This window comes from Sulfitobacter sediminilitoris (assembly GCF_010667575.1).
Lineage (GTDB): Bacteria > Pseudomonadota > Alphaproteobacteria > Rhodobacterales > Rhodobacteraceae > Sulfitobacter > Sulfitobacter sediminilitoris.
Map to the genome: position 1 here is coordinate 90,709 of NZ_JAABNT010000007.1, position 19,691 is coordinate 110,399.

Here is a 19,691-nt window from a genome sequence, read left to right on the forward strand (position 1 = left end):
GTCAGCCGTTCTCTAGGGCACGCAAGCTGCGCACGGCAGCCTCAAAGTGCTGCGGATGTGTGTCAATCGCTTCACGCAACAGGCTCTTGCCGGTCTCCACATCGCCCCGCTTGATCGCGGACAGCGCCATGGTGTGCAGCAGTTGCGCACGCTCTGTCTGGTCCATCGGGATGACGGGCAGGGTATAGTCGCGCTGTGCGGACCGGGCGAGGACAAGATTGTTCTTGGCGGTAAAGAGCGTGGGATCCTGCCGCACAGCGTCAGAGAACAGCCGCTCGGCTGCCGCGTAGTCGCCACGCGTCAGATTGGAATAGCCCCAGTTGTTCATCACTGACCCCGGCGTCGTGGTCAGGCCGGCCGCAATTTCATAGAAGCTGTCGGCCTTCTTCCATTCCTTGTTGCTGTCAGCAACGAGGGCCTCAAGCCGGTAGCGTTTGAATGTCTCATGCGTCGGGGGGACGCCATCAAGTACCTTTTCAGCGCCTGCCCAATCCCCGGACCGGATCAGCGCATCCGCATATTCAACCGCATCGTCCGAGGTTGTCTCGGGCATCTGGGTGACCTTTTTCCAGGCCACGGCCCCTTCGGTCACGCGCTTGGCGCGGATCAGCGATGATGCAAGACCGCGCTGGTGGTCGATCCGTTCAGGGTCTTCCTTGGTCGCGCGTTCAAAATAGCTGACCGCCTCGTTTGGGTCGGCGACCGTAAGCATGACATCTGAAAGGTTGTTTTCATCGACAACATTGACGTCCTTGAAGGCGCGTTCAACGGTGGCGTTTGCGTCTTTCTCAGCGCAGCCTGCAACTACGCTTGCGCCTGCCAAACAGGCGGCCAGAAGAATAGGGTGGCGCATTTTTGCGTCCTTTTTACTGCTCTGCCTCGACCTTATCGGTCACAACGGTTCTGGTGTCTGACTGATGAGGTAATCCCCTCGACCGCGCCGCACCAACTTATAACTATCGTCGTCAAGCGTCACGTTACCAGAATTTTCCGATTTTGCGAGCGCTAAGCGTAAATTGTCGCGGATTGCGTCACTTTCGCCATTATCAAGCGCATAGGCGCGTTTGAAGATTTGCTCTGCCTCGACAGTTTTGCCCCGTTCCATCAGCACAACACCAAGATTGTTCCAGGTCTCTGGCTGATCGGCGTCCTCTTTTACTGCGCGGCGCAACAGCTGTTCCGCCTGTCCCAGACGACCAAGACCAAGGTTTGCGCTGCCCAGTCCCGACAGGATTTCGCCATCCATACCATTTGCCAGGGCGGCGCGGTTAAACGACCGGATGGCCAGTTCATACTGGCCTGCGGCAATCAGGCGATGGCCCACCTCGACGCCGTCTTCGGCCTTGGCGCGTTGATTAACGCCGGGGGCATAGACCTGATCGCCTGCCGCAGAAAAGCCGCCCGTGGAACAGGCAGCCAATCCGAGTGTCGAAGTTAGTGTCAGAGCGCCCAATATACAGCGCCTGAAGGGTGGTATCATTGCCCGCCTGGTCCTGACATGTTGCCCAGTTCCGTGATGCCATGCACCGAAGGTCCGACCAGAATGATCAGCAGCGGCGGCACGGTCAGCATCATAGTGGCAAGTGTCATCTTTGTTGGCAACTTGTTTGCCGCTTCTTCCGCACGCATCACGCGCTTGTCACGCATTTCAGACGCGTAGACCCGAAGCGCGTCAGCGATCGATGTACCGAAGGTGGCTGATTGCACAAGCACCGTCACAAACGACGACACATCCTGCACGCCGCAACGTTCGCCCATATCATTGAAGACGTTGACTTTGTCTTTACCGGCCTTCATTTCGTAGGCGACCACCTCGAATTCATCGGCAAGCGCTTTGTAAGAGGCACGCAGTTCGCGTGCGACGCGGACAATACACTGATCCAGCGACTGACCGGCCTCAACACAGACCAGCATCATATCCAAAGCATCGGGAAAACCACGGCTGATCTCATCCTTGCGTGCCTCAACGCGGCGGGTGACCCAGTACTTGGGAAGGAAATAGCCGATGCCGCCCGGACCGACCGTATACATCATGGTCTTCTGTGTGCTCAGGCCTTCGCCGCCACCAAGGAAGTTGATGTAAATCACACCGGCCAGCAGGCCAAGAACGCCAAGCGCCATCTGGGCAAAGTAGAAAACCCGTACAGCGTCTCGACCCTGATAACCAGCCTGCCGCAACAGCAATTGCTTTGCGGAGAGTTCCGCCACATCTTCGGGTTCAAGGAACTTGGCGAACTTCTGAAGTTGCTGGTTCCCGTCTGCCTGCCGCAGCTGCGCCTTGCTGTCACGTTTGGCCGCACCCGAGACATTCCGCTTGAGCTTATCAAGTGGATCTTCGGGCTGGCGCAGCATCACTAGGACGGTCAGCAGAACAAGGCTGACGCCCAGCACACCGACGATAATGATCAAACCCATCGGGCCAATAAGCTCTGTGATCTTTTCGTTGATCTCGTTTAAAAGTCCCATTGCTCAGCCCTTACACTTTGATGTCTGTCAGAACGCGCATCACGAAAAGGTTCACCGTAAGCATGATACCAACAAAGAAGCAGGCGGGGATGAACATCGCGTGGTCTTTCACGTCGTCGTAATAATGGGGATCGCTTACGTTGATCACGATCAGCGCGACGATGGGGAAGGCAGACAGGAATTTGCCTGACCACTTCGCCTCGGCCGTGATCGCCTTGACCCGGCGGAACAGGCGGAAACGCGCACGGATCACCTTGGCCAGACCGGCAAGGATTTCCGCAAGGTTACCACCTGACTGCTGTTGGATTGTCACGGCCACCGCAAGAAAGCGCAGATCCTGCATGTCCAGACGTTCGGCCATGTCTTTCAGGGCTTCACCCACATCGCGGCCATAGGCAGATTCGTCGGCGATGACGCCGAATTCTGATGCCAGCGGATCCTGAACTTCCTTGGATACGATAGAAATCGCGTTGGTGAACGGATGACCCACGCGCAAGGACCGCACCATCAGTTCGACCGCGTCAGGCAATTGTTCCTCGATCATGGACATGCGCTTGTTGGCCTTGGTCGAGATCCAAAAGTAGACCGCCCCGATGCCAATCGCCACGGCCAGCAAGGCCCGCACGGCCACGTCTGTTTCGGTGCCGATGGTCAGGCCCATGAAGGCGACGACCGCCAGACCACCCATCAGCATGATCAGCTGCTTGGGCGTAAAGGCAATGGCAGCCTTCTGCGCCTTCTCTGAAAGAAGAGAGTAGAGCGGGATGGTTTTGGCATCCATGTGCTGCTGCATTTCCTTGCGCAGCTTCTCCAGCACCTCTTCGCGGCGTGTTCCTTTTTCCAGCATCTCAAGGCGGCGGTTCACCCGGCTATTGAGACTGATCGATTTGCCGAAAGCAACCAGATACAGGCCTTCGACCAGCACCAGGACGCCGACGAAAATCAGGCCATAGATAATTGGTTCTGCACTCATGGTCGTGGTCCTTACTGTGCTGCGACGGGTTCGTAGATGGATGACGGCAGATCGTAGCCCCACATGCGGAAGCGTTCCGCATAGTGGCTGCGCACCCCGGTGGCGGTGAAGTGGCCGATGATCTTGTTGTCAGGTGTGAGACCGACGCGCTGATACCGGAAGATTTCCTGCATCGAGATCACGTCACCCTCCATGCCGGTAATCTCTGTGATCGATGTCATCCGGCGCGAGCCGTCCTGCAGGCGGGACGCCTGCACGATGAGGTTCACAGCCGATGAGATCTGCGAGCGAACCGCCTTGAGCGGCATCTCGATCCCGGCCATGGCGATCATATTTTCCAGACGCGACACACCATCACGGGCGCTGTTCGCGTGGATCGTTGTCATTGAACCATCGTGACCGGTGTTCATCGCCTGAAGCATGTCGATGACTTCCTCGCCACGCGTCTCACCCACGATGATGCGGTCTGGACGCATCCGCAGCGCGTTTTTCAGACAATCGCGGGGCGAAACCTCGCCCTTGCCTTCCACGTTGGGCGGACGGCTTTCCATCCGGCCCACGTGTGTCTGCTGCAGCTGAAGTTCCGCCGTATCCTCAATGGTCAGGATGCGTTCGGCGTTGTCGATGAAGCTTGAAAGCGCGTTAAGCGTGGTCGTCTTACCCGAGCCTGTACCGCCCGACACGATCACATTGAGGCGGGTGGCAACGGCGGCCTGCAAATAGGCTGCCATCTCTTCGGTGAACGCTCCGAAATTCACCAGGTCATCGATGCCCAGCTTGTCCTTCTTGAATTTACGAATGGAGACGAGCGAGCCATCGACCGCAACAGGCGGCACCATCGCGTTGAAACGCGAGCCGTCCTGCAAACGGGCGTCCACGTAAGGGTTGCTTTCGTCCACGCGCCGGCCCACGGCGGAAACGATCTTGTCGATGATGCGCAAAAGATGGCGTTCGTCTTTGAACGTCACATCCGTCAGTTCCAGCTTGCCCTCGCGCTCCACAAAGATCTGCTGCGGGCCGTTCACAAGAATATCGTTGACTGTCTCGTCCTTGAGCAATGTCTCAAGCGGGCCAAGGCCCGTCACCTCATCATACAGCTCGGAATTGAGCGTCATGCGGTCTTCGCGGTTCAGAACGATCGATTTCTCGGCCAGGATTTCAGCCGAGATTTCGTTGATTTCCTGACGCAGGTCCTGTTCTGTCGCATGTTCCAGCGCGGCAAGATTAAGGTTGTCGAGAAGCGCGCGGTGCAGTTCCAGCTTGATGTCGGACATGCGCTGCTTGCGTTTGACTTCCTTATCGATCGGCGCGGCTGCGGCGGGCTTCAGCGCCTTCCGACGTGCCGAATTGGCGGCAGGCTTTTTCTCTTCGAATGCGGCAATGTTGTCGATAATTTCGACAGGTGCCGCCGGGGCGGATTTGGCATCGGGCTTTTTATACTTTGAAAACATACTCTATCTTTCCAGAAAAGATCAGGCCGCTTCGGCCTGATCGCCCTTGAGGTCATGAATGGAGGCCGCAAGCTTCATCAGTTCTTTGCGGAGCGGACTTTTGGGCGCTGAACTGGCCAGCGGCATGCCGTGATCGTTGGCCTGCGTGATGGGCTTGCCGCCATCCGGCAATTGCACATCAATCGAAATGCTGAGCGATTCCGCCATCCTTTTCACGCGGCTCTTGGCGTTCAGATCAGTGAACTTCGGTGCGCGGTTCAGAATATAGCGCAGCTTCTCCACCGGGAGTTCTTCGGATTGTAGCGCACGCTTGAAGCGGAGCGTGTTCTGCGCACAGCGCATATCAAGTTCAAGCAGCGCGAAGTAGATATGCGCATTGTTCAAGACAGCTTCGGACCATTGCACCAGCGTTGAGGGCATATCGACAATCACATAGTCGAACTGGTTCCGTGCGATATCAAGAATACGGTTCACGTCCTCGGACGTGATCAGGTCAAGCGGCAGCATGTCGCTGGGCGCGGTCAGGACCTGCAAGCGATCCTCATAGGTCAGCAGGGCCTGACCAAAAATTTCCTCGTCCATATTCTCGGTGTCGGAGAGCATTTCGTAAACGACCTCGCGGCGGGGCAGGTCAAGAAACGTCGCGACAGAACCGAACTGCAGATCAAAATCCAGCAGACAGACCGAAGGCGGGTCTTTCTTGTCGACGTTCGCCAGTTCCCAGGCAAGGTTGACAGCCATCGTGGTTGCCCCAGTGCCGCCGGCAAGACCGTGAATGACGATAAGTGCGCCGTCCTTTTGCGCGCCCGCTTTCAGTTGCGGGGTATTGGTCTCGACGGGTTCGGCCACTTCGTCTTGTTTGCGCACGCGGGCAATCGCCTGCGACAGTTCACCTTCGGGCAGTGGGTAGGGAACAAATTCATCCGCCCCCTGACGCAGCAGGGAATGAAGGGCCGCCGGTGTCACGTCTTCGGCGATCAGGATCACCTTGATATCGCGTGACTTGGCTTGGGTGATGATTTCGGACATCAGGACGAGGTTTTCCTCATCCGTTTCATCAAGCGCCAGAGCGATAAATTCCATTGATTCAGCTTCAGGCTGGCCGAAGAAGGCCAACGCCTCAGCAAAACCCAAATCGCCCCAGGACTCTCCTAGAGCATCTTCCATGTCTTCGATTAGCAGGTCGAAGTTTTGTACGTCACGACTCACCGTGCAGGCCACAATTGGCGCTGCTTCGGGTTGTGGCATTACACTACTCATGGCCCATATTCCTTTGCTCACAAGGGCTTGGCAAAGGTGCATGCTGCATCTGACGTGCAGATTTCCACCCTTTGCGATCGCCCATGTCCGGCATTTTGCCTAGACACAATTGTCCTACAGGGCAGATATCGCAGGCAACTTGGGCGAGATTGGGGCCAAAAGATTTCGTTTGTTGGGTATCTTGAAACGATCAGAAAGGGCGCAGCACGATTAATGAGGCGCGTCTGATGGCGCGTGGCTTTTTGTGCTTTTCAGACAAAAGAGCCAATTTTCATCAATCAATGGGGTTTTTCTCACCTGGCTGGCGTCAGGTGAGACTATTGGCTTACTGGATGGACTGTTCCAAAATCTGTTGGCCAAGGTCACTCGCTGGCTTGGCGCTTTCCACGTAATCTCGGAAGATGATTTGTGCGTATTTACCATCCAGTACAGTTGGATGCCGTTTCACAAACCCACTCACCTCAGTCACGGTGCGACGGTTGCGGCGCTCACGGCCCTGCGTGACGACCAACGGCTGCGTCTCTCCATAAGAAACGACCGCCTCAAGCCGGGATCGGCTGATGCCAAGACGGTTGAGGTAATGGACAACAGCATCGGCACGGCGTTTGCCCAACGCACGGTTGTAGCTGTTGGACCCTACCAGATCAGTGTGGCCATAGACACGGAAACGAATTTCAGGGAATTGTCTGATCCAGTCAGCCTGCTGACGCAGGATCGCCTGGGCCTGTCCATCCAACTGCGATGAATTGAACGCAAAAGTCACCATGGACGGCACTTCGGACGCAAAACGGTTTGCCAGATCGAAGGTATACTGACGTTCGCCTGTCATGACCAAACGGTTGTTCAGCGTTGCATTGCCAAAGTGGCCCGTATCGGTCAGCGCCCCCGCTTCGCGGTAAAACTGAGTATAGACCGGGTCCGAACTTGGGGCGCAGCCCAGCAAAGCGACAAGCCCTGCGGTAACACCTGCATATTTCAGTCTTGTGCGCATGGGAGAATTCATATGATCAGTCCAGTACATACCCATATGAGCCGCCGAAGTCCTGTTTGGCAACCTCTCCTGCCGCGCCCTTCTTGGGGGTGCGGGTGCCTTCGGAGGTGCGCCCAAACAGGAAAAGATCCTTTTCGGTCGGCGGCCTGATGCGGTCAGTGGGCAAGGCCAGCGCTTCGCCCTGTGTTGGCGTGACCAGATGTGCGGTAACGATAATAACAAGCTCTGTCTGGTTGCGCTGATAGTCTGCGGATCGGAAGAGGGCACCAAGAACGGGCACATCGCCAAGCCAAGGCAGCTGGCTCGTGTTATCTGTGAAGTCATCCGTCAGCAGGCCGGCAATCGCGAAGCTTTCTCCATCGCGCAGCTCGACCGTGGTCGATGTCTCCCGGCGGGTAAAGGCAGATATCTCGATACCATTTCCCAGAATAACGCTGTTCGTAGGGTCGATCGCCGAAACGGAGGCGTTCAATTCAAGGTTGATGACGTCTTGGCCCACAACACGTGGGACAAAGATCAACTCAACGCCAAATGGTTTGAATTCGACCGAGATAGAATTACTAGATGTTTGCGCGACGGGGATCGGATATTCACCGCCTGCAAGAAAGCGTGCTTCCTGACCGGAAAGTGCCACCAGGTTTGGCTCCGCAAGGAAGCGGACCACGCCTTTTTGCTCAAGCGCTTCCAACAGAAGGCCAACCTGGACAGAGCCAGCGTTGAAACCGAAAAGAACGGCGCCCGCGTTCTGGTTGCCGGCCGGAACCGTGCCGCCCAGAGAACCTGCAATACCGCCGGACGTTGCCGTGGTGCCTGTACCGCCATTGATGCCGGTGCTGTCAATCGTTCCGTTCAGGGCAAGAGAAGAGCTGAGTGATTTTGACACGTTACGCTGCATCTCAGCAAAGCGCACCTTCATCATCACCTGCTGAACTCCTCCGACGCTCATCAGATTGGATACGCGTTCCGGCGCATAGCGTTCGGCCAGATCAAGCGCGCGCTGAAGGCGCTGCGTGGAGGAAACCACACCGGAAAGAACAATGCCGTCATTTGCGGTCCGCACCTCGATCTGCTCACCTGGAAGGATCTGGCGCAGGCGCTCCTTAAACTCACTCACGTCGGCGGCAACGCGCACATCAACGTTGGTGATCAGCTGACCGCTGGCGTCCAGAAGGGTCAGTGTGGTCAGGCCTGGGGATTTGCCCAACACATAGATGGTGCGGTCAGACAGCGACGAGATGTCAGCGATGCCGGGATTGGCGATGCTGAGTTCCGCAAATGGTATATCGCTTTCAACCACAACAGCCCGGTTCATGGGAACGTTGAGGGTCGCATTCGTACCCTTCTTGACGATCCGCACGGTATCGGCATGAGCCGGCGCCGGTGTGGACATGGCCAAGGGCATGGCACTCAGGGACAGCCCGACGAGGGCTGCTTTCAGGAATCTGTCGATTTTCATGTGACCTGCCTTTTTGATCACGCCTCAGAGATGGGTCTTTTCGCCCGTCATTTTATTCACTCTGCGTCAGTTTGATTTTTATTGCAAGAATCAAGGTGTTCGCTGCAACAGCTTATGTGGGTTAATGGCAACATAACGCGAAATGCAAACAGCGCCACTGTGGGGCGGCGCTGTTGCAAGCAATTGGTTTCACCGGACATTTCTGCCTAGTTGGTACATGGAATGGGAAGCTCTACGACCTCGGCACCGCGGCGGGTTCGGATGGTGCAAACTTTCTCCTTGGGTGCCTCCTGAATAACGGCCTCAGAGGCGATACCCAAAAGCGAACGCTGATCGACCTCGATAGCAGAGGCAACTGTGTCGTCCTCGGCACCAACAAGGGACAGCGACAGTTTGCCGGTTGATTGAGCCTGTGCAAGGGCTGCCACCTGCTGTGGGCTGACAGATACGGTCACGGTGCGGGCGATTGTCGCCTCATCCACGTTGCCGTTCGCGCTTTGGTCAATCGCAATGAGCTGGACGCCAGCTTCGATCAGTTTGGTGACTTCACTGTTATTCACGGCGGCACCGATCACATTCACGCGGCCGGTCCAGTAGACATCTACGCGGTCACCCGGACGCAGGAAGCCTGACACGCCGCTGGACACGTCAACCTTGATGGTAAAGGCACGCTTGCCGCGCTCCAGCCGAGAGGTGAGGCCGGTATCTTCACCGGGCTCTGTTACTTTTACGGCAAGGATTGCCTCGTCTTTTTCCATGGCGCGCAGAACAACGCGAAGCTCATCTGTGTTCTCTGGGAACAGCTCTGTCAGCTCAAAGAAAGCACCTTCGGGTATCGCGTTTTCCGGCCAGTCGATGGCGCGCACGTCATCCTGTGTCAGCTTTTGTCCGTATTTCAGCGTGTCTTGGGCCACAAAAACTTTCTTGGTCGGCACCACCTTTGCAAGCGCTGCCTGAGCCTGAGCGTTCGCAGCCTGATATTGCGCGATCCGATCCTTGGCCAGATAAACAGCCCCGCCAGCAAGCGCGATGCCTACCAAAAGGACCAGTCCAAATACCATCCGCATGTTGATTACCTCTTGCTACTGTTCGTGCCGGGGTTGGCCCCGGTGCCTCTTATGCACATCAACAATGCATGTTGATTGTGGCTATTGTTTGCCGGCCTTGTGAAAAGGCTAAGGCGCGCGGATTCTCCAGCGCGCCCAATGAGATGCAAGAACCGGCCAATTGGGGGTCGGTTGTCTTGGCCATGCGGTGCTACATGCTACCTGCAGTGGAATCGGTCAGATATGTCCCGACACCGTCGCCGACATCGTCGGTCGAGCCCTGAATTGCAAAGATTGCTACGACCGCCAAGGACACGACTGCTGCGGTCAGAACGACCCAGTCTACCGTGACGGCACCGTCTTCGGATTTCAGGAAAGACTTAATTTGATTATTCATGAGTGGCCCTCGCACTGGGGTAAACGCAAAGCCTGTCGATTGCGCGAAGAAAGGGGCCGCGCCCCGATACGCAGAACGCGACCCCCTAAAGCTCTCAGTGAAGCTTTTGCGGCTATCCTATTAAGGAGCGGTGTTCGGGTTACGACCGTCCAGGAAGGTGCCGGTGTTCGACGTCAGGTTTTCCGCGCCGGCCTCGATGGAAGAGTAAGCCGCAACGGCCAGGCCAACAACGGCAGCTGTCAGTACAACCCAGTCAACTGTAACTGCGCCGTCTTCGTCTTTGCGGAAGTTCTTAATAAAGTTCATCATGGTATGTCCCTCCAAGGATCATCTAAGTTCAAGTTCCAACCCCGCCGTTTGTTGTGACACCCGTTTCTCTCACTTGGCTGCCAGTTCGACTTGGTATGACACTATATAGCCGGGTGATTGGGGCATGAATTTGGCGTGAAATGTGACTTTTTCGTTTATATCGCCAATTCCCCCATATTTTTTTGTAAGCGCCTGTATTTTTGAAATAAATTTCATTTTTGATTAGTCGTTTGTGTTGGTTTTTCTGTATTTGACAGTCAAATATGGCGAAATCGCCATCTTTGCCGTCACGATTGGCTGGTTTGAAACACGCCTTTGTGGGATATTTCCCCAAAATCGAGCCAAGAAGCATAACAAAAGCAGGCAGGCATGAACCGGTTTATCAAATATTCGCTTTTGGCGGGGATGGTTTGCGTTTCCCCTGCCGGTGCCGAAGGTCCAACGCCATTTCCCGACTTCACTGCAAAGCGGGTAAAGCCACCCAAGTCTGGCAGCACGAACCGCATCAACATTCAAATTGCCCCTCAGGCGCCCGGTCAGCCAGAGCAGACAGCCGTTGCCACGCCCTCCGGCTCCATTGATCGGCAGACCCTTGGACAGTTCGGATGGTTCTGGGACAAGGTATCGCCACAGGCAGCAAGCGCCGGACCCGGGCGTTTGGAGCAGGCGATCACCACACTTGCAGCAGCAACCAGCAAAGTGCCGGCACCACGATTGCAGCAGATGCAGGATATCGCAAAGGCGAACGGCGTGGACATTCTGCTCTCAACCATCGGAACGCAGGTATCGCCTGCGCTTGTCTTGGCCGTGATCACGGTGGAATCTGCGGGCCGGGCGGATGCGGTCAGTGGGGCAGGGGCAAAAGGCTTGATGCAGCTGATGCCCGACACGGCCGAGCGGTTCGGCGTCGCGGATAGTTTCGAGCCGAAGCAGAACATTACAGGCGGCGTGAAATACCTTGATTGGCTGATGGAAGAATTTGACCGCGATCCGATCCTCGTGCTTGCAGGATATAACGCAGGCGAAGGATCAGTGCGCGAACATGCAGGCGTGCCACCCTTTGCCGAAACGCGCGATTACGTGCCAAAGGTTCTGGCCGCGTTTCAGGTGGCGCGCGGGTTGTGCCGTACGCCCCCCGAACTGATCAGCGATGGATGTGTGTTTGTGGCGTTGAATTAAGGCCGGGTTGGACGATCTGTCCCTCCCGGCCCTGTTTCCTCATGAATCGATCACTGAGTGTCCCGCCGATCAGACGATCGTAGCCTCAGTCGCAGCGCGCAGTTCTTCTTCGCTCACGCCGTCGGCGCATTCGACAATCTTCAGACCGCCCTCAACCACGTCCAGTACCCCAAGGTTCGTGATGATCCGGTCCACTACGCCTTTGCCTGTCAGTGGCAGGGTACATTCCTTCAGCACCTTGCTGTCGCCATGCTTGCTGGTGTGGTCCATCACCACGATCACACGGCCCACGCCTGCGACAAGGTCCATCGCGCCGCCCATGCCTTTGACCAGCTTGCCGGGGATCATCCAGTTGGCCAGATCACCGTTCTCGGCCACTTCCATCGCGCCAAGGATCGCGGCGGCAATCTTGCCGCCCCGGATCATGCCAAAGGACATGGCACTGTCGAAATAGGCGGTCCGGGACAGTTCCGTGATCGTTTGCTTGCCCGCGTTGATCAAGTCGGGGTCTTCTTCGCCCTCATAGGGGAAGGGGCCCATGCCCAGCATCCCGTTTTCGGATTGCAAGGTGATGTCCTTGTCGCCCACGTAGTTCGCCACCAGCGTCGGAATCCCGATGCCAAGGTTTACGTACATGCCGTCTTCAAGCTCTTCTGCGGCGCGCGCCGCCATTTGGTTGCGATCCCAGGGCATCAGGCAATCCTTTCTTTCTTTTTCTTTTGAGGGGAGGTCCGCATCGCACCTTGCGGTGTCAGACCCAATCGGGTTTCGGCAAAGGCGCTGAGCATAGCAAGACCATAGTCCGCATTCATATGCCGGTGATCTTTCTTGCCCAGCGTACCATCGTTCAGCGTGGCAGCCTTGCGGGCATATTTTGGTTTGGTCGCAAAGAGACCGTCGTTCACTGCGTCTGGTTGTTTCAGCAGATGATGCCCCTTGGCAGCCAGCGCATTGCGCAGGTGGTTCAGCCATGTGTCATAGACCCAAGCCGCATCTGGTTGCGCCCAAAAGCTGTCAAGCACATCGGCAAGTTCAAGTTCACCGCAACGCTCTACAATCGAACTGGCCGGATAGGGGGCCATGGCAAAGGTCAATGTTCCGCCAAAGTCCTCGAACCCACGCAGGGCGTCTTCGACTGTCATGTCTGTGACTGTCTCAATGATCTCTTTCAGCATCACTTTGCTGATCACGCGGGGCTTGCCGGTGCGGGCGCCTTCCAGAATGTCATGATCGCGCAGCAGGGCGGCAAAGTTCACAAAGGCAAAGCGATGCCCCACCAGCAGAAGATGATCGTAACCTGAGGTCGCCACGCTTTCGCTGCCATTCGTCGTGACCACGAAAGCGCGATCTTTCTCATCCCGAAACGGGACGATAAAGCGACCTGCCTTATCAATGCCTCCGTTCAGGAACAGCGGTCCGCGCACGCCAAAGTAATCAAGCTCAGCTTCGGGATATAACTCCGCAAACATATCGGCTGCGTTTTTGTAAGCGCCCACATGGCTGGAGCCGATGATCAACGCCTTGCTCATTTGCGGAACGCCTCCAGCAATTCCTCTTCGCAGATCACATCTTCGGCGCTTGCGGCTTTCTGATCGGCGGTGCGGTCTTCCTGCAAAGCGCGCCTTTGCGCGCGGCGCACTTCCTTGGTTCGCGGCTTGTTCTCATGCGCGTTCAGGAACGCACGCATCACGCGGCGCACGCCACGGGGCTTCACGCTGCGCAGGTTCGGTTCAAAAAACCGTCCCGCAGACGGATGTGACGACACGATCTCGAAACTGGGGAAATAGTCGAAATCGTCGAAATCTTCAGCCAACTCTCCCGCGACGGTCCGCAGAACTGACTTGGAGTATGTCGTGGCAGGCAGCACATGCGCGCCGCTCGCGGTTGCGGTAAGCGGCACAGGGCTGACGGTAAGCAGGAACTTCACATCAGGGTTTGCCGCCCTGAAAATCTTGCGCACCGTCAGGAAGTCCTTGCGTATCTCAGACGCGCGGAAATTTACAAAGCTATGTACTTCCAGGTCGATCCGACCGGCAATGGTGCCCGGCGCCGTGGAGTATACAGTGCCGCTTGGCTTATGCTGCCAGGTTTCAGTCAGCCCCAGCGTAAAGACCACCATCCCGGTCTCTGCCACCGCTTCCTGAACAGCGCGCAGATGATAGTCGCGCGACTCCATCACATGTTCCGGTCTCGCCAGCCCGCCCGGTGTCATCCCCGGACGCAGAGCGTCGTAATAACGCCCGTCCTTTTCCCAAACGGGATCGGCTGGTTTGAAGTTGCCAAACGCCTCCTGCAACAACTGCAAGAACTGCCGCACCGTGTAAATGTTGCCAAAGCGCGCGGAATACAGCTTGTAGCCATGCTTGTGGGCAAGCTCTGCCGGAACCCAGTCCGGCATCGGCTCCGTATCGATGACGTGATAACCGGCGTTGGCCAGCGTGCGGCCCACATGCTGGGCAAAGCAGCTGCCCGCTGTGAAAATCGGCAGGTTCTTTGCGATCGGAAACTTTGGCCGGTAAATGTCGGGCGGCGGATAGGTGCCCGCCTCAACAACACCTGACCGCCAGAAGGCACGGTCGTCCAGCCCCTGATAGGGGCTGACTGTCACCTCTGATCCGGCCTTGGGTGCCATGGTCTCAGATCACGCCTCGCGTTTGCGGGTGGTGCGTTGTTCGATGCGTTTCTCGTGCTCGCCCTGAATGATGCGGTGCACATAGATGCCTGGCAAATGAATGTGATCAGGGTCAAGCGAGCCGCGCGGCACGATCTCTTCGACCTCGGCCACACACACCTTGCCGCACATGGCGGCAGGCGGGTTAAAGTTACGTGCTGTCTTGCGGAAGATCAGGTTGCCTGTGTCGTCCGCTTTCCACGCCTTCACAATCGACAGATCGGCAAACAGCCCTTCTTCGAGGATGTACTCCTCGCCGTTGAACATCTTGCTTTCCTTGCCTTCGGCAATCGCCGTGCCCACGCCCGTCTTTGTATAGAAGCCCGGAATGCCGCAGCCACCAGCGCGCATCCGCTCAGCCAGGGTCCCTTGGGGATTGAACTCAAGCTCCAGCTCGCCACTCAGATACTGGCGCATGAATTCTGCGTTTTCACCCACGTAGGAACTGATCATCTTCTTGACCTGACGGGTTTGCAGTAGGATGCCGATGCCAAAATCATCCACGCCCGCGTTGTTGGACGCAAATGTCAGGTTCTTGGCCCCGTTCTCCTTGATCGCCTCCAGCAGCAGTTCAGGAATGCCGCACAGGCCAAAGCCCCCGGCAGCGATCAGCATTCCATCTGACAGCACACCATCCAACGCCTCGGCTGCGGAGCCATAGATCTTTTTCATGGGCCTAGTTCCCCCTCACAGGTCAATTATCATTTGGACCTGTTGTGACGCCGCGCTGCGGCGCTGTCAAATCGTTCGAGGGGGATCGGGGTCAGATGATACGCACCTGAGTCCCAATAGGCGCGATCTGATAAAGCGCTTCGATCATGTGGTTATACAGCCCGATGCATCCATCAGAGGATTGCCGCCCGATTTTGCGCGTATCGTGGGTGCCATGGATAAGGTACGCGGGCCACGACAGATACATCGCGTGCGTGCCCAGCGGATTATCGGGGCCTGGGGGCATGTATTTCAGCGTCGGGTCCCGCTCGATCATGCTGGGGGTCGGGGTCCAGTCTGGCCCGACGCGTTTGCGTACGATTTTCGTGTATCCCCGCTTGGTCAGTTCATCGCTGCGGGGCACGGAGGTTGGGTAGACATTATATACAGTGCCATCCCCGCTCCAGAAATGCAGCGCCCGAGAGGTTGTGTCGGCGACGATGGCCGCCTTGCCCAGATCGTCGAAATGATCCTGCCAGTTCTGAGTTACAAAGCTGGTGGCGTTCCGGCGCACGGCTTCTTGCGTGTCGCGAACAACGGGTGGGGACAGGGCATCGGCAGGCAGCGCGGTCTGCGCCCGCGCCAACGCCGGGGTGCAAAGGGCCGCTGCCCCGGTCAGGATCAGGTGCCGACGGTTGATGGGGGATCGTGTTATTTTCTGCCTCGCGAACTCTGTGTTTCTTTGTGGCAGATGTGACAGGGCAGCGGGGGCGGCACAATTCACATTCCGTTTATCGAATGTGAATTGTGCCGTTCCTAGCTGGCTTTAGCTCGCATCGCTTTTCTTTGCGGCTGTTTTCTTGGGGGCGGCTTTCTTCTTGGCTGCAGGCTTTTTCTTCGCGGCAGGCTGTTTCTTGGCCGCCGGTTTCTTCTTGCCTGACTTTGCAGCGCGTTCATCAATCAGATGCACGGCCTGCGCCATGGTCAGCTCTTCGGGGTCAATCGTGTCGGGGATCGTTGCATTGATCTTTTCCCATTTCACGTAAGGACCGTATTTTCCCTTCATCACGTTGACCGCACCGCCTGCTTCGGGGTGTTCGCCCAACTCGCGCAGCGGCTTTGCGGCCTGTCCGCGCCCACCGCGGCTGGCAACCTTTTCCGCCAAAAGCTGCACGGCGCGATTCATGCCGACCGTGAACACCTCGTCGATGCTCTCAAGGTTGGCATTGGTGCCGCCCCGGTCAGAGGTGCTCTCGGCATGCTTGAGGTATGGACCATAGCGCCCGATGTTCGACCAGACCATCACGCCATCTTCCGGGTGCGGCCCGATGGGGCGCGGCAGACTAAGCAGCATCAAGGCGCGTTCCAGATCAAGCTCTTCCGGCGGCCAGTCCTTCGGAATCGACTGACGTGGGGGCTTCTTGTTCTCTTCGGTCACTTCGCCGCGCTGAACGTAGGGACCAAAGCGGCCTTTGAAGACGCGAATTTCGTCACCTTGATCGGTGCCCAGCAATTTGCCGTCAGGTGGAATGGCCGAGGCTTCCGCTTCGGGGTCGGGTGGGCCGAACGGCCGGGTATAGCGGCATTCGGGGTAGTTGGAGCACCCGATGAACGCGCCGCCCGACCGCGCGGTGCGCATCGAAAGGCGCCCTTCGCCGCAGTTGGGACAAAGCCGTGGATCAGTGCCATCTTCATTTGGTGGGAACAGATGCGGCTCCAACACCTCGTTGATCTTTTCCAGCACCTCGGTGATCCGCAGCTCGGAAGTTTCGGCAATTGCCGCCGAAAAATCCCGCCAAAAGCGCGTCAGCACTTCTTTGTAATTGGCGTCAGCCGCCGAAACCTTATCAAGCTGATCCTCAAGGTCAGCGGTAAAGTCGTACCCGATGTATTTGCGGAAATAGTTCTCAAGGAAAGCTGTCACCAGCCGTCCCTTGTCTTCGGGGATCAGCCGCTGGCCCTCGCGGCGCACATAGCCGCGGTCCTGAATGGTCGTCACAATGCTGGCGTAGGTTGACGGGCGACCGATGCCCAATTCTTCCATGCGTTTGACCAGCGTCGCCTCGGTATAGCGGGGCGGCGGCTGGGTGAAATGCTGCTCAGGCGTGACGGACCGCTTGTCCATCTTGTCGCCCTGGGTGATCTGCGGCAGACGCTTGTCGTCTTCATCCACCACGTCATCGCGGCCTTCTTCGTAGACGCGCAGGAATCCATCAAACAGCACGACCTGCCCGGTGGCACGCAAGCCGACCTGATCGTCCTTGCTGCCAATCTCGACCGTGGTCCGCTCCAGCCTCGCGCTTGCCATCTGGCAGGCCAGCGTGCGCTTCCAGATCAGATCGTAAAGCTTCGCCTGATCAGATTCGAGCTTCAAGGATGCGGCATCCCTCGCCATATCGGTGGGCCGGATACATTCGTGCGCCTCTTGAGCGTTCTTGGCCTTGTTCTTGTACATGCGCGGCTCAGAAGGGACATAATCGGCGCCATACCGGTCCTTGATCGCATCGCGCGCCATGGTCACGGCCTCTGGCGCCATGTCGATCCCGTCGGTTCGCATGTACGTAATGTGTCCCGCCTCATAAAGCCGTTGCGCAGTGCTCATGGTTTGGCGTGCGCCCATGCCGAACTTGCGGCTCGCTTCCTGCTGAAGGGTCGATGTCATGAACGGCGCCGACGGATTGCGGGTTGAGGGTTTTGCCTCGACCGACGTGACGGCCAGATCGCGCGATGTGATCGCCTGCGCGGCCATTTCGGCCTGCGTCGCATCGGCCAGATCAAACTTTTCAAGCTTCTTGCCTGCCAGTGTGACAAGCCGCGCCTCGAACTCCTGTCCGCGTGGGGTAGAAAGAAGCGCCTTGACCGTCCAGTATTCCTTGGCGCGGAACGCTTCGATCTCCATCTCGCGCTCAACGATCAGGCGCAGCGTGACCGATTGCACGCGTCCAGCCGATTTTGCGCCGGGCAGTTTGCGCCAGAGCACGGGCGACAGGTTGAAGCCCACCAGATAATCCAGTGCACGGCGGGCGAGGTAAGCCTCAACCAATGGCATGTCGACCTCGCGGGGGTTTTTCATCGCCTCGGTGACCGCGTTCTTGGTGATCGCGTTAAAGACCACGCGGCTGACCGGCGTGTCTTTCTTGATCGACTTGCGTTTGGTCAGCGCCTCTTGCAGGTGCCACGAAATCGCCTCGCCCTCGCGGTCGGGGTCAGTGGCAAGGATCAGTGCGTTGTCTTCTTTTAGCGCATCGGCGATCGCCTTGACGTGTTTCTTGCTGTCGCTGGCGACCTCCCATTTCATGTCGAAACCGTTCTCCGTATCCACGGATCCGTCCTTGGGCGGCAGGTCGCGGACGTGCCCGTAAGAGGCCAAAACGGTGTAGTCATCGCCCAGATATTTGTTGATCGTTTTGGCCTTGGCCGGGGATTCGACAACAACAACTGGCATAAAATTAAGCACCTTGCGTGAAATTTGAGGGCGGTCTTTTCGCTGTCACATGTGGGAACCAACGGGGTATTGTCAATGCGACAGCTGCGGGTTTGCGCAAGACAGATGGGTGTTTTGCGTGGCGCCGCCGGGAAAAACCTGACTATTGGCGTCGCAACTAATTACTCGCATACCGGGTGGTGCAGCAGCTACTTGACGTTTGGGAAAGCAGCCTTGCCTGCCTTAGACGACCCTGCTGAGCAGACCTCCGGGCCGCCGCGCGATCTGGCCGTCAAGCTCCAGATCAACCAGTGCTGGAGCGACCTGCGCCGCCGGTGTTTCCAGATCGCGGATCAACTGGTCTTCGGCCACCGGAGACGGGCCAAGCCGTGACAGGATCTGCGCATGCAGCGCAGCAGATTCGCGCAAGCTGCGTTTCTCGGGCGCTGCCTGAGCGATCAATGGCAGATCTGGCGTTTCTGTCCGCGCGGCCCCCAGGACTTCGATCACGTCGGCGGCAGAACGGATCAGAGTGGCCCCGTCCCGTAGCAGCATGTTGCAGCCCGCCGCGCGCGCATCGAAGGGGTGGCCCGGCACGGCCAGCACGTCGCGCCCCTGGTCCAGTGCGTCCCGTGCGGTGATCAGGCTGCCGGATTTCGCAGCCGCCTCAACCACGATTGTGGCGCGGGACAGGCCAGAGATGATTCTGTTGCGGCCGGGAAAATGCCGGGCCATGGGCTGCAGTCCCATGGGTTGCTCCGACAGGCGCAAGCCGGTTGTTGCGATGGACCGCGCCAGTTCGGTGTTTTCGGCAGGATACATGATGTCGATACCACCCGCCTGCACAGCGATTGTTCCGGTATCGAGCGCCGCAAGATGTGCTGCCGCATCGACGCCACGCGCCAAGCCTGACACAACGACGAACCCGGCTGCGCCCAGATCACGGGCCAACGCCTTGGCCATCCGAGCGCCAAGAGAGGAGGCATTGCGCGCACCCACCAGCGAAATCATTGGCCTTGAGAGCAATGTCAGATCGCCAAGCGCCCAAAGGAATGGTGGCGCGTCGGCAATTTCGGCCAGCGTATCGGGGTAGGGGGGCTCTCCAAGCGTTACCAATTGAGCGCCAGCGGCCCTCGCGGCTTTCATTTCCGCCTGCACCACGCCTTCGGGGCAAATGCGGTAATCTGAAACGCCCGCGGCACGCGCCACCTGGGGCAGCGCGGCCAGCGCGTTTTGCGCAGTGCCGTGTTCAGTCAGCAGTCGTTTATACGTGGATATGCCAACCCGGCGCGAGCGCAACTGACGAAGGCGGGCAAACCGTTCATCTTCCGGGGTAGGTGGGAGTGGGGGGTGAGTGGAAGAAGGATTGTGGTCCTCATCAGTCATCCCGTGTCTCCGTCCGTTGCAGAATCAGGTA

19 protein-coding genes are annotated in these 19,691 nt (G+C 57.7%); 1 reads left to right on the forward strand and 18 read right to left on the reverse strand.

Annotated elements, in window-relative coordinates; genetic code table 11:
* Nucleotide 1 precedes the first annotated feature (1 nt).
* The 11 genes from GV827_RS12795 to GV827_RS12845 form a co-directional block, all read right to left on the reverse strand.
* Nucleotides 2-853, reverse strand: a complete 852-nt coding sequence (locus GV827_RS12795) for a tetratricopeptide repeat protein (protein ID WP_164354198.1) — start codon at nt 851-853, stop codon at nt 2-4.
* A gap of 39 nt (nt 854-892) precedes the next feature.
* Nucleotides 893-1,480 (reverse strand): tetratricopeptide repeat protein, encoded by a 588-nt coding sequence (locus GV827_RS12800; RefSeq protein ID WP_164354199.1) that lies wholly within the window; start codon nt 1,478-1,480, stop codon nt 893-895.
* On the reverse strand, nt 1,477-2,466 hold the full coding sequence (locus tag GV827_RS12805) for a type II secretion system F family protein (RefSeq protein WP_204325868.1): 990 nt from the start codon (nt 2,464-2,466) through the stop codon (nt 1,477-1,479). Before GV827_RS12805 ends, GV827_RS12800 begins: the two co-directional genes overlap by 4 nt.
* Nucleotides 2,467-2,476: 10 nt before the next feature.
* Nucleotides 2,477-3,439 carry a type II secretion system F family protein gene (locus GV827_RS12810; protein WP_164354200.1) on the reverse strand — a complete coding sequence of 321 codons (963 nt, stop codon included), beginning with the start codon at nt 3,437-3,439 and terminating at the stop codon, nt 2,477-2,479.
* 11 nt (nt 3,440-3,450) lie between these two features.
* Nucleotides 3,451-4,890: a CpaF family protein gene (locus GV827_RS12815; protein WP_164354201.1), complete on the reverse strand. Its 1,440-nt coding sequence runs from the start codon at nt 4,888-4,890 to the stop codon at nt 3,451-3,453.
* Between the two features lie 21 nt (nt 4,891-4,911).
* Nucleotides 4,912-6,150, reverse strand: coding sequence for an AAA family ATPase (locus GV827_RS12820; protein WP_164354202.1), 1,239 nt, complete (start codon nt 6,148-6,150; stop codon nt 4,912-4,914).
* A gap of 325 nt (nt 6,151-6,475) precedes the next feature.
* Nucleotides 6,476-7,141, reverse strand: a complete 666-nt coding sequence (locus GV827_RS12825) for an OmpA family protein (RefSeq protein WP_235930351.1) — start codon at nt 7,139-7,141, stop codon at nt 6,476-6,478.
* A 16-nt stretch (nt 7,142-7,157) separates the two neighbouring features.
* Nucleotides 7,158-8,597, reverse strand: a complete 1,440-nt coding sequence (locus GV827_RS12830; RefSeq protein WP_164354204.1) for a type II and III secretion system protein family protein — start codon at nt 8,595-8,597, stop codon at nt 7,158-7,160.
* Between the two features lie 206 nt (nt 8,598-8,803).
* Nucleotides 8,804-9,664: a Flp pilus assembly protein CpaB gene (gene cpaB, locus GV827_RS12835; RefSeq protein ID WP_164354205.1), complete on the reverse strand. Its 861-nt coding sequence runs from the start codon at nt 9,662-9,664 to the stop codon at nt 8,804-8,806.
* Nucleotides 9,665-9,854: 190 nt separating this feature from the next.
* A complete protein-coding gene (locus tag GV827_RS12840; RefSeq protein ID WP_164354206.1) occupies nt 9,855-10,040 on the reverse strand; it encodes a hypothetical protein in 186 nt (61 codons plus the stop codon).
* 120 nt (nt 10,041-10,160) lie between these two features.
* A complete protein-coding gene (locus GV827_RS12845; RefSeq protein ID WP_164354207.1) occupies nt 10,161-10,349 on the reverse strand; it encodes a Flp family type IVb pilin in 189 nt (62 codons plus the stop codon).
* A 369-nt stretch (nt 10,350-10,718) separates the two neighbouring features.
* On the opposite strand from GV827_RS12845, the gene GV827_RS12850 reads away from it, so the two are divergent.
* A complete protein-coding gene (locus GV827_RS12850) occupies nt 10,719-11,528 on the forward strand; it encodes a lytic transglycosylase domain-containing protein (RefSeq protein ID WP_204325869.1) in 810 nt (269 codons plus the stop codon).
* A 69-nt stretch (nt 11,529-11,597) separates the two neighbouring features.
* Here GV827_RS12850 and GV827_RS12855 read toward each other — a convergent pair whose 3' ends face one another.
* The 7 genes from GV827_RS12855 to dprA all read right to left on the reverse strand — a co-directional run bounded on the left by GV827_RS12855 (nt 11,598) and on the right by dprA (nt 19,660).
* Nucleotides 11,598-12,221 (reverse strand): CoA transferase subunit B, encoded by a 624-nt coding sequence (locus GV827_RS12855; protein ID WP_164354208.1) that lies wholly within the window; start codon nt 12,219-12,221, stop codon nt 11,598-11,600.
* On the reverse strand, nt 12,221-13,057 hold the full coding sequence (locus GV827_RS12860) for a hypothetical protein (RefSeq protein WP_164354209.1): 837 nt from the start codon (nt 13,055-13,057) through the stop codon (nt 12,221-12,223). The genes GV827_RS12855 and GV827_RS12860 overlap by 1 nt, the downstream gene beginning before the upstream one ends.
* Nucleotides 13,054-14,160: a GSCFA domain-containing protein gene (locus GV827_RS12865; RefSeq protein ID WP_204325870.1), complete on the reverse strand. Its 1,107-nt coding sequence runs from the start codon at nt 14,158-14,160 to the stop codon at nt 13,054-13,056. The genes GV827_RS12860 and GV827_RS12865 overlap by 4 nt, the downstream gene beginning before the upstream one ends.
* A gap of 9 nt (nt 14,161-14,169) precedes the next feature.
* Nucleotides 14,170-14,871, reverse strand: coding sequence for a CoA transferase subunit A (locus GV827_RS12870; protein WP_164354210.1), 702 nt, complete (start codon nt 14,869-14,871; stop codon nt 14,170-14,172).
* A gap of 91 nt (nt 14,872-14,962) precedes the next feature.
* Nucleotides 14,963-15,565 (reverse strand): L,D-transpeptidase, encoded by a 603-nt coding sequence (locus tag GV827_RS12875; RefSeq protein ID WP_164354307.1) that lies wholly within the window; start codon nt 15,563-15,565, stop codon nt 14,963-14,965.
* 111 nt (nt 15,566-15,676) lie between these two features.
* On the reverse strand, nt 15,677-18,295 hold the full coding sequence (gene topA / locus GV827_RS12880; RefSeq protein WP_164354211.1) for a type I DNA topoisomerase: 2,619 nt from the start codon (nt 18,293-18,295) through the stop codon (nt 15,677-15,679).
* Between the two features lie 222 nt (nt 18,296-18,517).
* Nucleotides 18,518-19,660, reverse strand: a complete 1,143-nt coding sequence (gene dprA, locus GV827_RS12885) for a DNA-processing protein DprA (protein WP_164354212.1) — start codon at nt 19,658-19,660, stop codon at nt 18,518-18,520.
* Nucleotides 19,661-19,691 lie beyond the last annotated feature (31 nt).

Bases quoted from the DNA above. Each gene is read 5' to 3' on its own strand.
- GV827_RS12800 (WP_164354199.1), bottom strand. From the start codon at position 1,480: ATGATACCACCCTTCAGGCGCTGTATATTGGGCGCTCTGACACTAACT.
- GV827_RS12795 (WP_164354198.1), bottom strand. From the start codon at position 853: ATGCGCCACCCTATTCTTCTGGCCGCCTGTTTGGCAGGCGCAAGCGTA.
- GV827_RS12805 (WP_204325868.1), bottom strand. From the start codon at position 2,466: ATGGGACTTTTAAACGAGATCAACGAAAAGATCACAGAGCTTATTGGC.
- GV827_RS12870 (WP_164354210.1), bottom strand. From the start codon at position 14,871: ATGAAAAAGATCTATGGCTCCGCAGCCGAGGCGTTGGATGGTGTGCTG.
- GV827_RS12865 (WP_204325870.1), bottom strand. From the start codon at position 14,160: ATGGCACCCAAGGCCGGATCAGAGGTGACAGTCAGCCCCTATCAGGGG.
- GV827_RS12855 (WP_164354208.1), bottom strand. From the start codon at position 12,221: ATGCCCTGGGATCGCAACCAAATGGCGGCGCGCGCCGCAGAAGAGCTT.
- cpaB (WP_164354205.1), bottom strand. From the start codon at position 9,664: ATGCGGATGGTATTTGGACTGGTCCTTTTGGTAGGCATCGCGCTTGCT.
- GV827_RS12830 (WP_164354204.1), bottom strand. From the start codon at position 8,597: ATGAAAATCGACAGATTCCTGAAAGCAGCCCTCGTCGGGCTGTCCCTG.
- dprA (WP_164354212.1), bottom strand. From the start codon at position 19,660: ATGACTGATGAGGACCACAATCCTTCTTCCACTCACCCCCCACTCCCA.
- topA (WP_164354211.1), bottom strand. From the start codon at position 18,295: ATGCCAGTTGTTGTTGTCGAATCCCCGGCCAAGGCCAAAACGATCAAC.
- GV827_RS12815 (WP_164354201.1), bottom strand. From the start codon at position 4,890: ATGTTTTCAAAGTATAAAAAGCCCGATGCCAAATCCGCCCCGGCGGCA.
- GV827_RS12810 (WP_164354200.1), bottom strand. From the start codon at position 3,439: ATGAGTGCAGAACCAATTATCTATGGCCTGATTTTCGTCGGCGTCCTG.
- GV827_RS12845 (WP_164354207.1), bottom strand. From the start codon at position 10,349: ATGATGAACTTTATTAAGAACTTCCGCAAAGACGAAGACGGCGCAGTT.
- GV827_RS12840 (WP_164354206.1), bottom strand. From the start codon at position 10,040: ATGAATAATCAAATTAAGTCTTTCCTGAAATCCGAAGACGGTGCCGTC.
- GV827_RS12820 (WP_164354202.1), bottom strand. From the start codon at position 6,150: ATGAGTAGTGTAATGCCACAACCCGAAGCAGCGCCAATTGTGGCCTGC.
- GV827_RS12825 (WP_235930351.1), bottom strand. From the start codon at position 7,141: ATGCGCACAAGACTGAAATATGCAGGTGTTACCGCAGGGCTTGTCGCT.
- GV827_RS12860 (WP_164354209.1), bottom strand. From the start codon at position 13,057: ATGAGCAAGGCGTTGATCATCGGCTCCAGCCATGTGGGCGCTTACAAA.
- GV827_RS12850 (WP_204325869.1), top strand. From the start codon at position 10,719: ATGAACCGGTTTATCAAATATTCGCTTTTGGCGGGGATGGTTTGCGTT.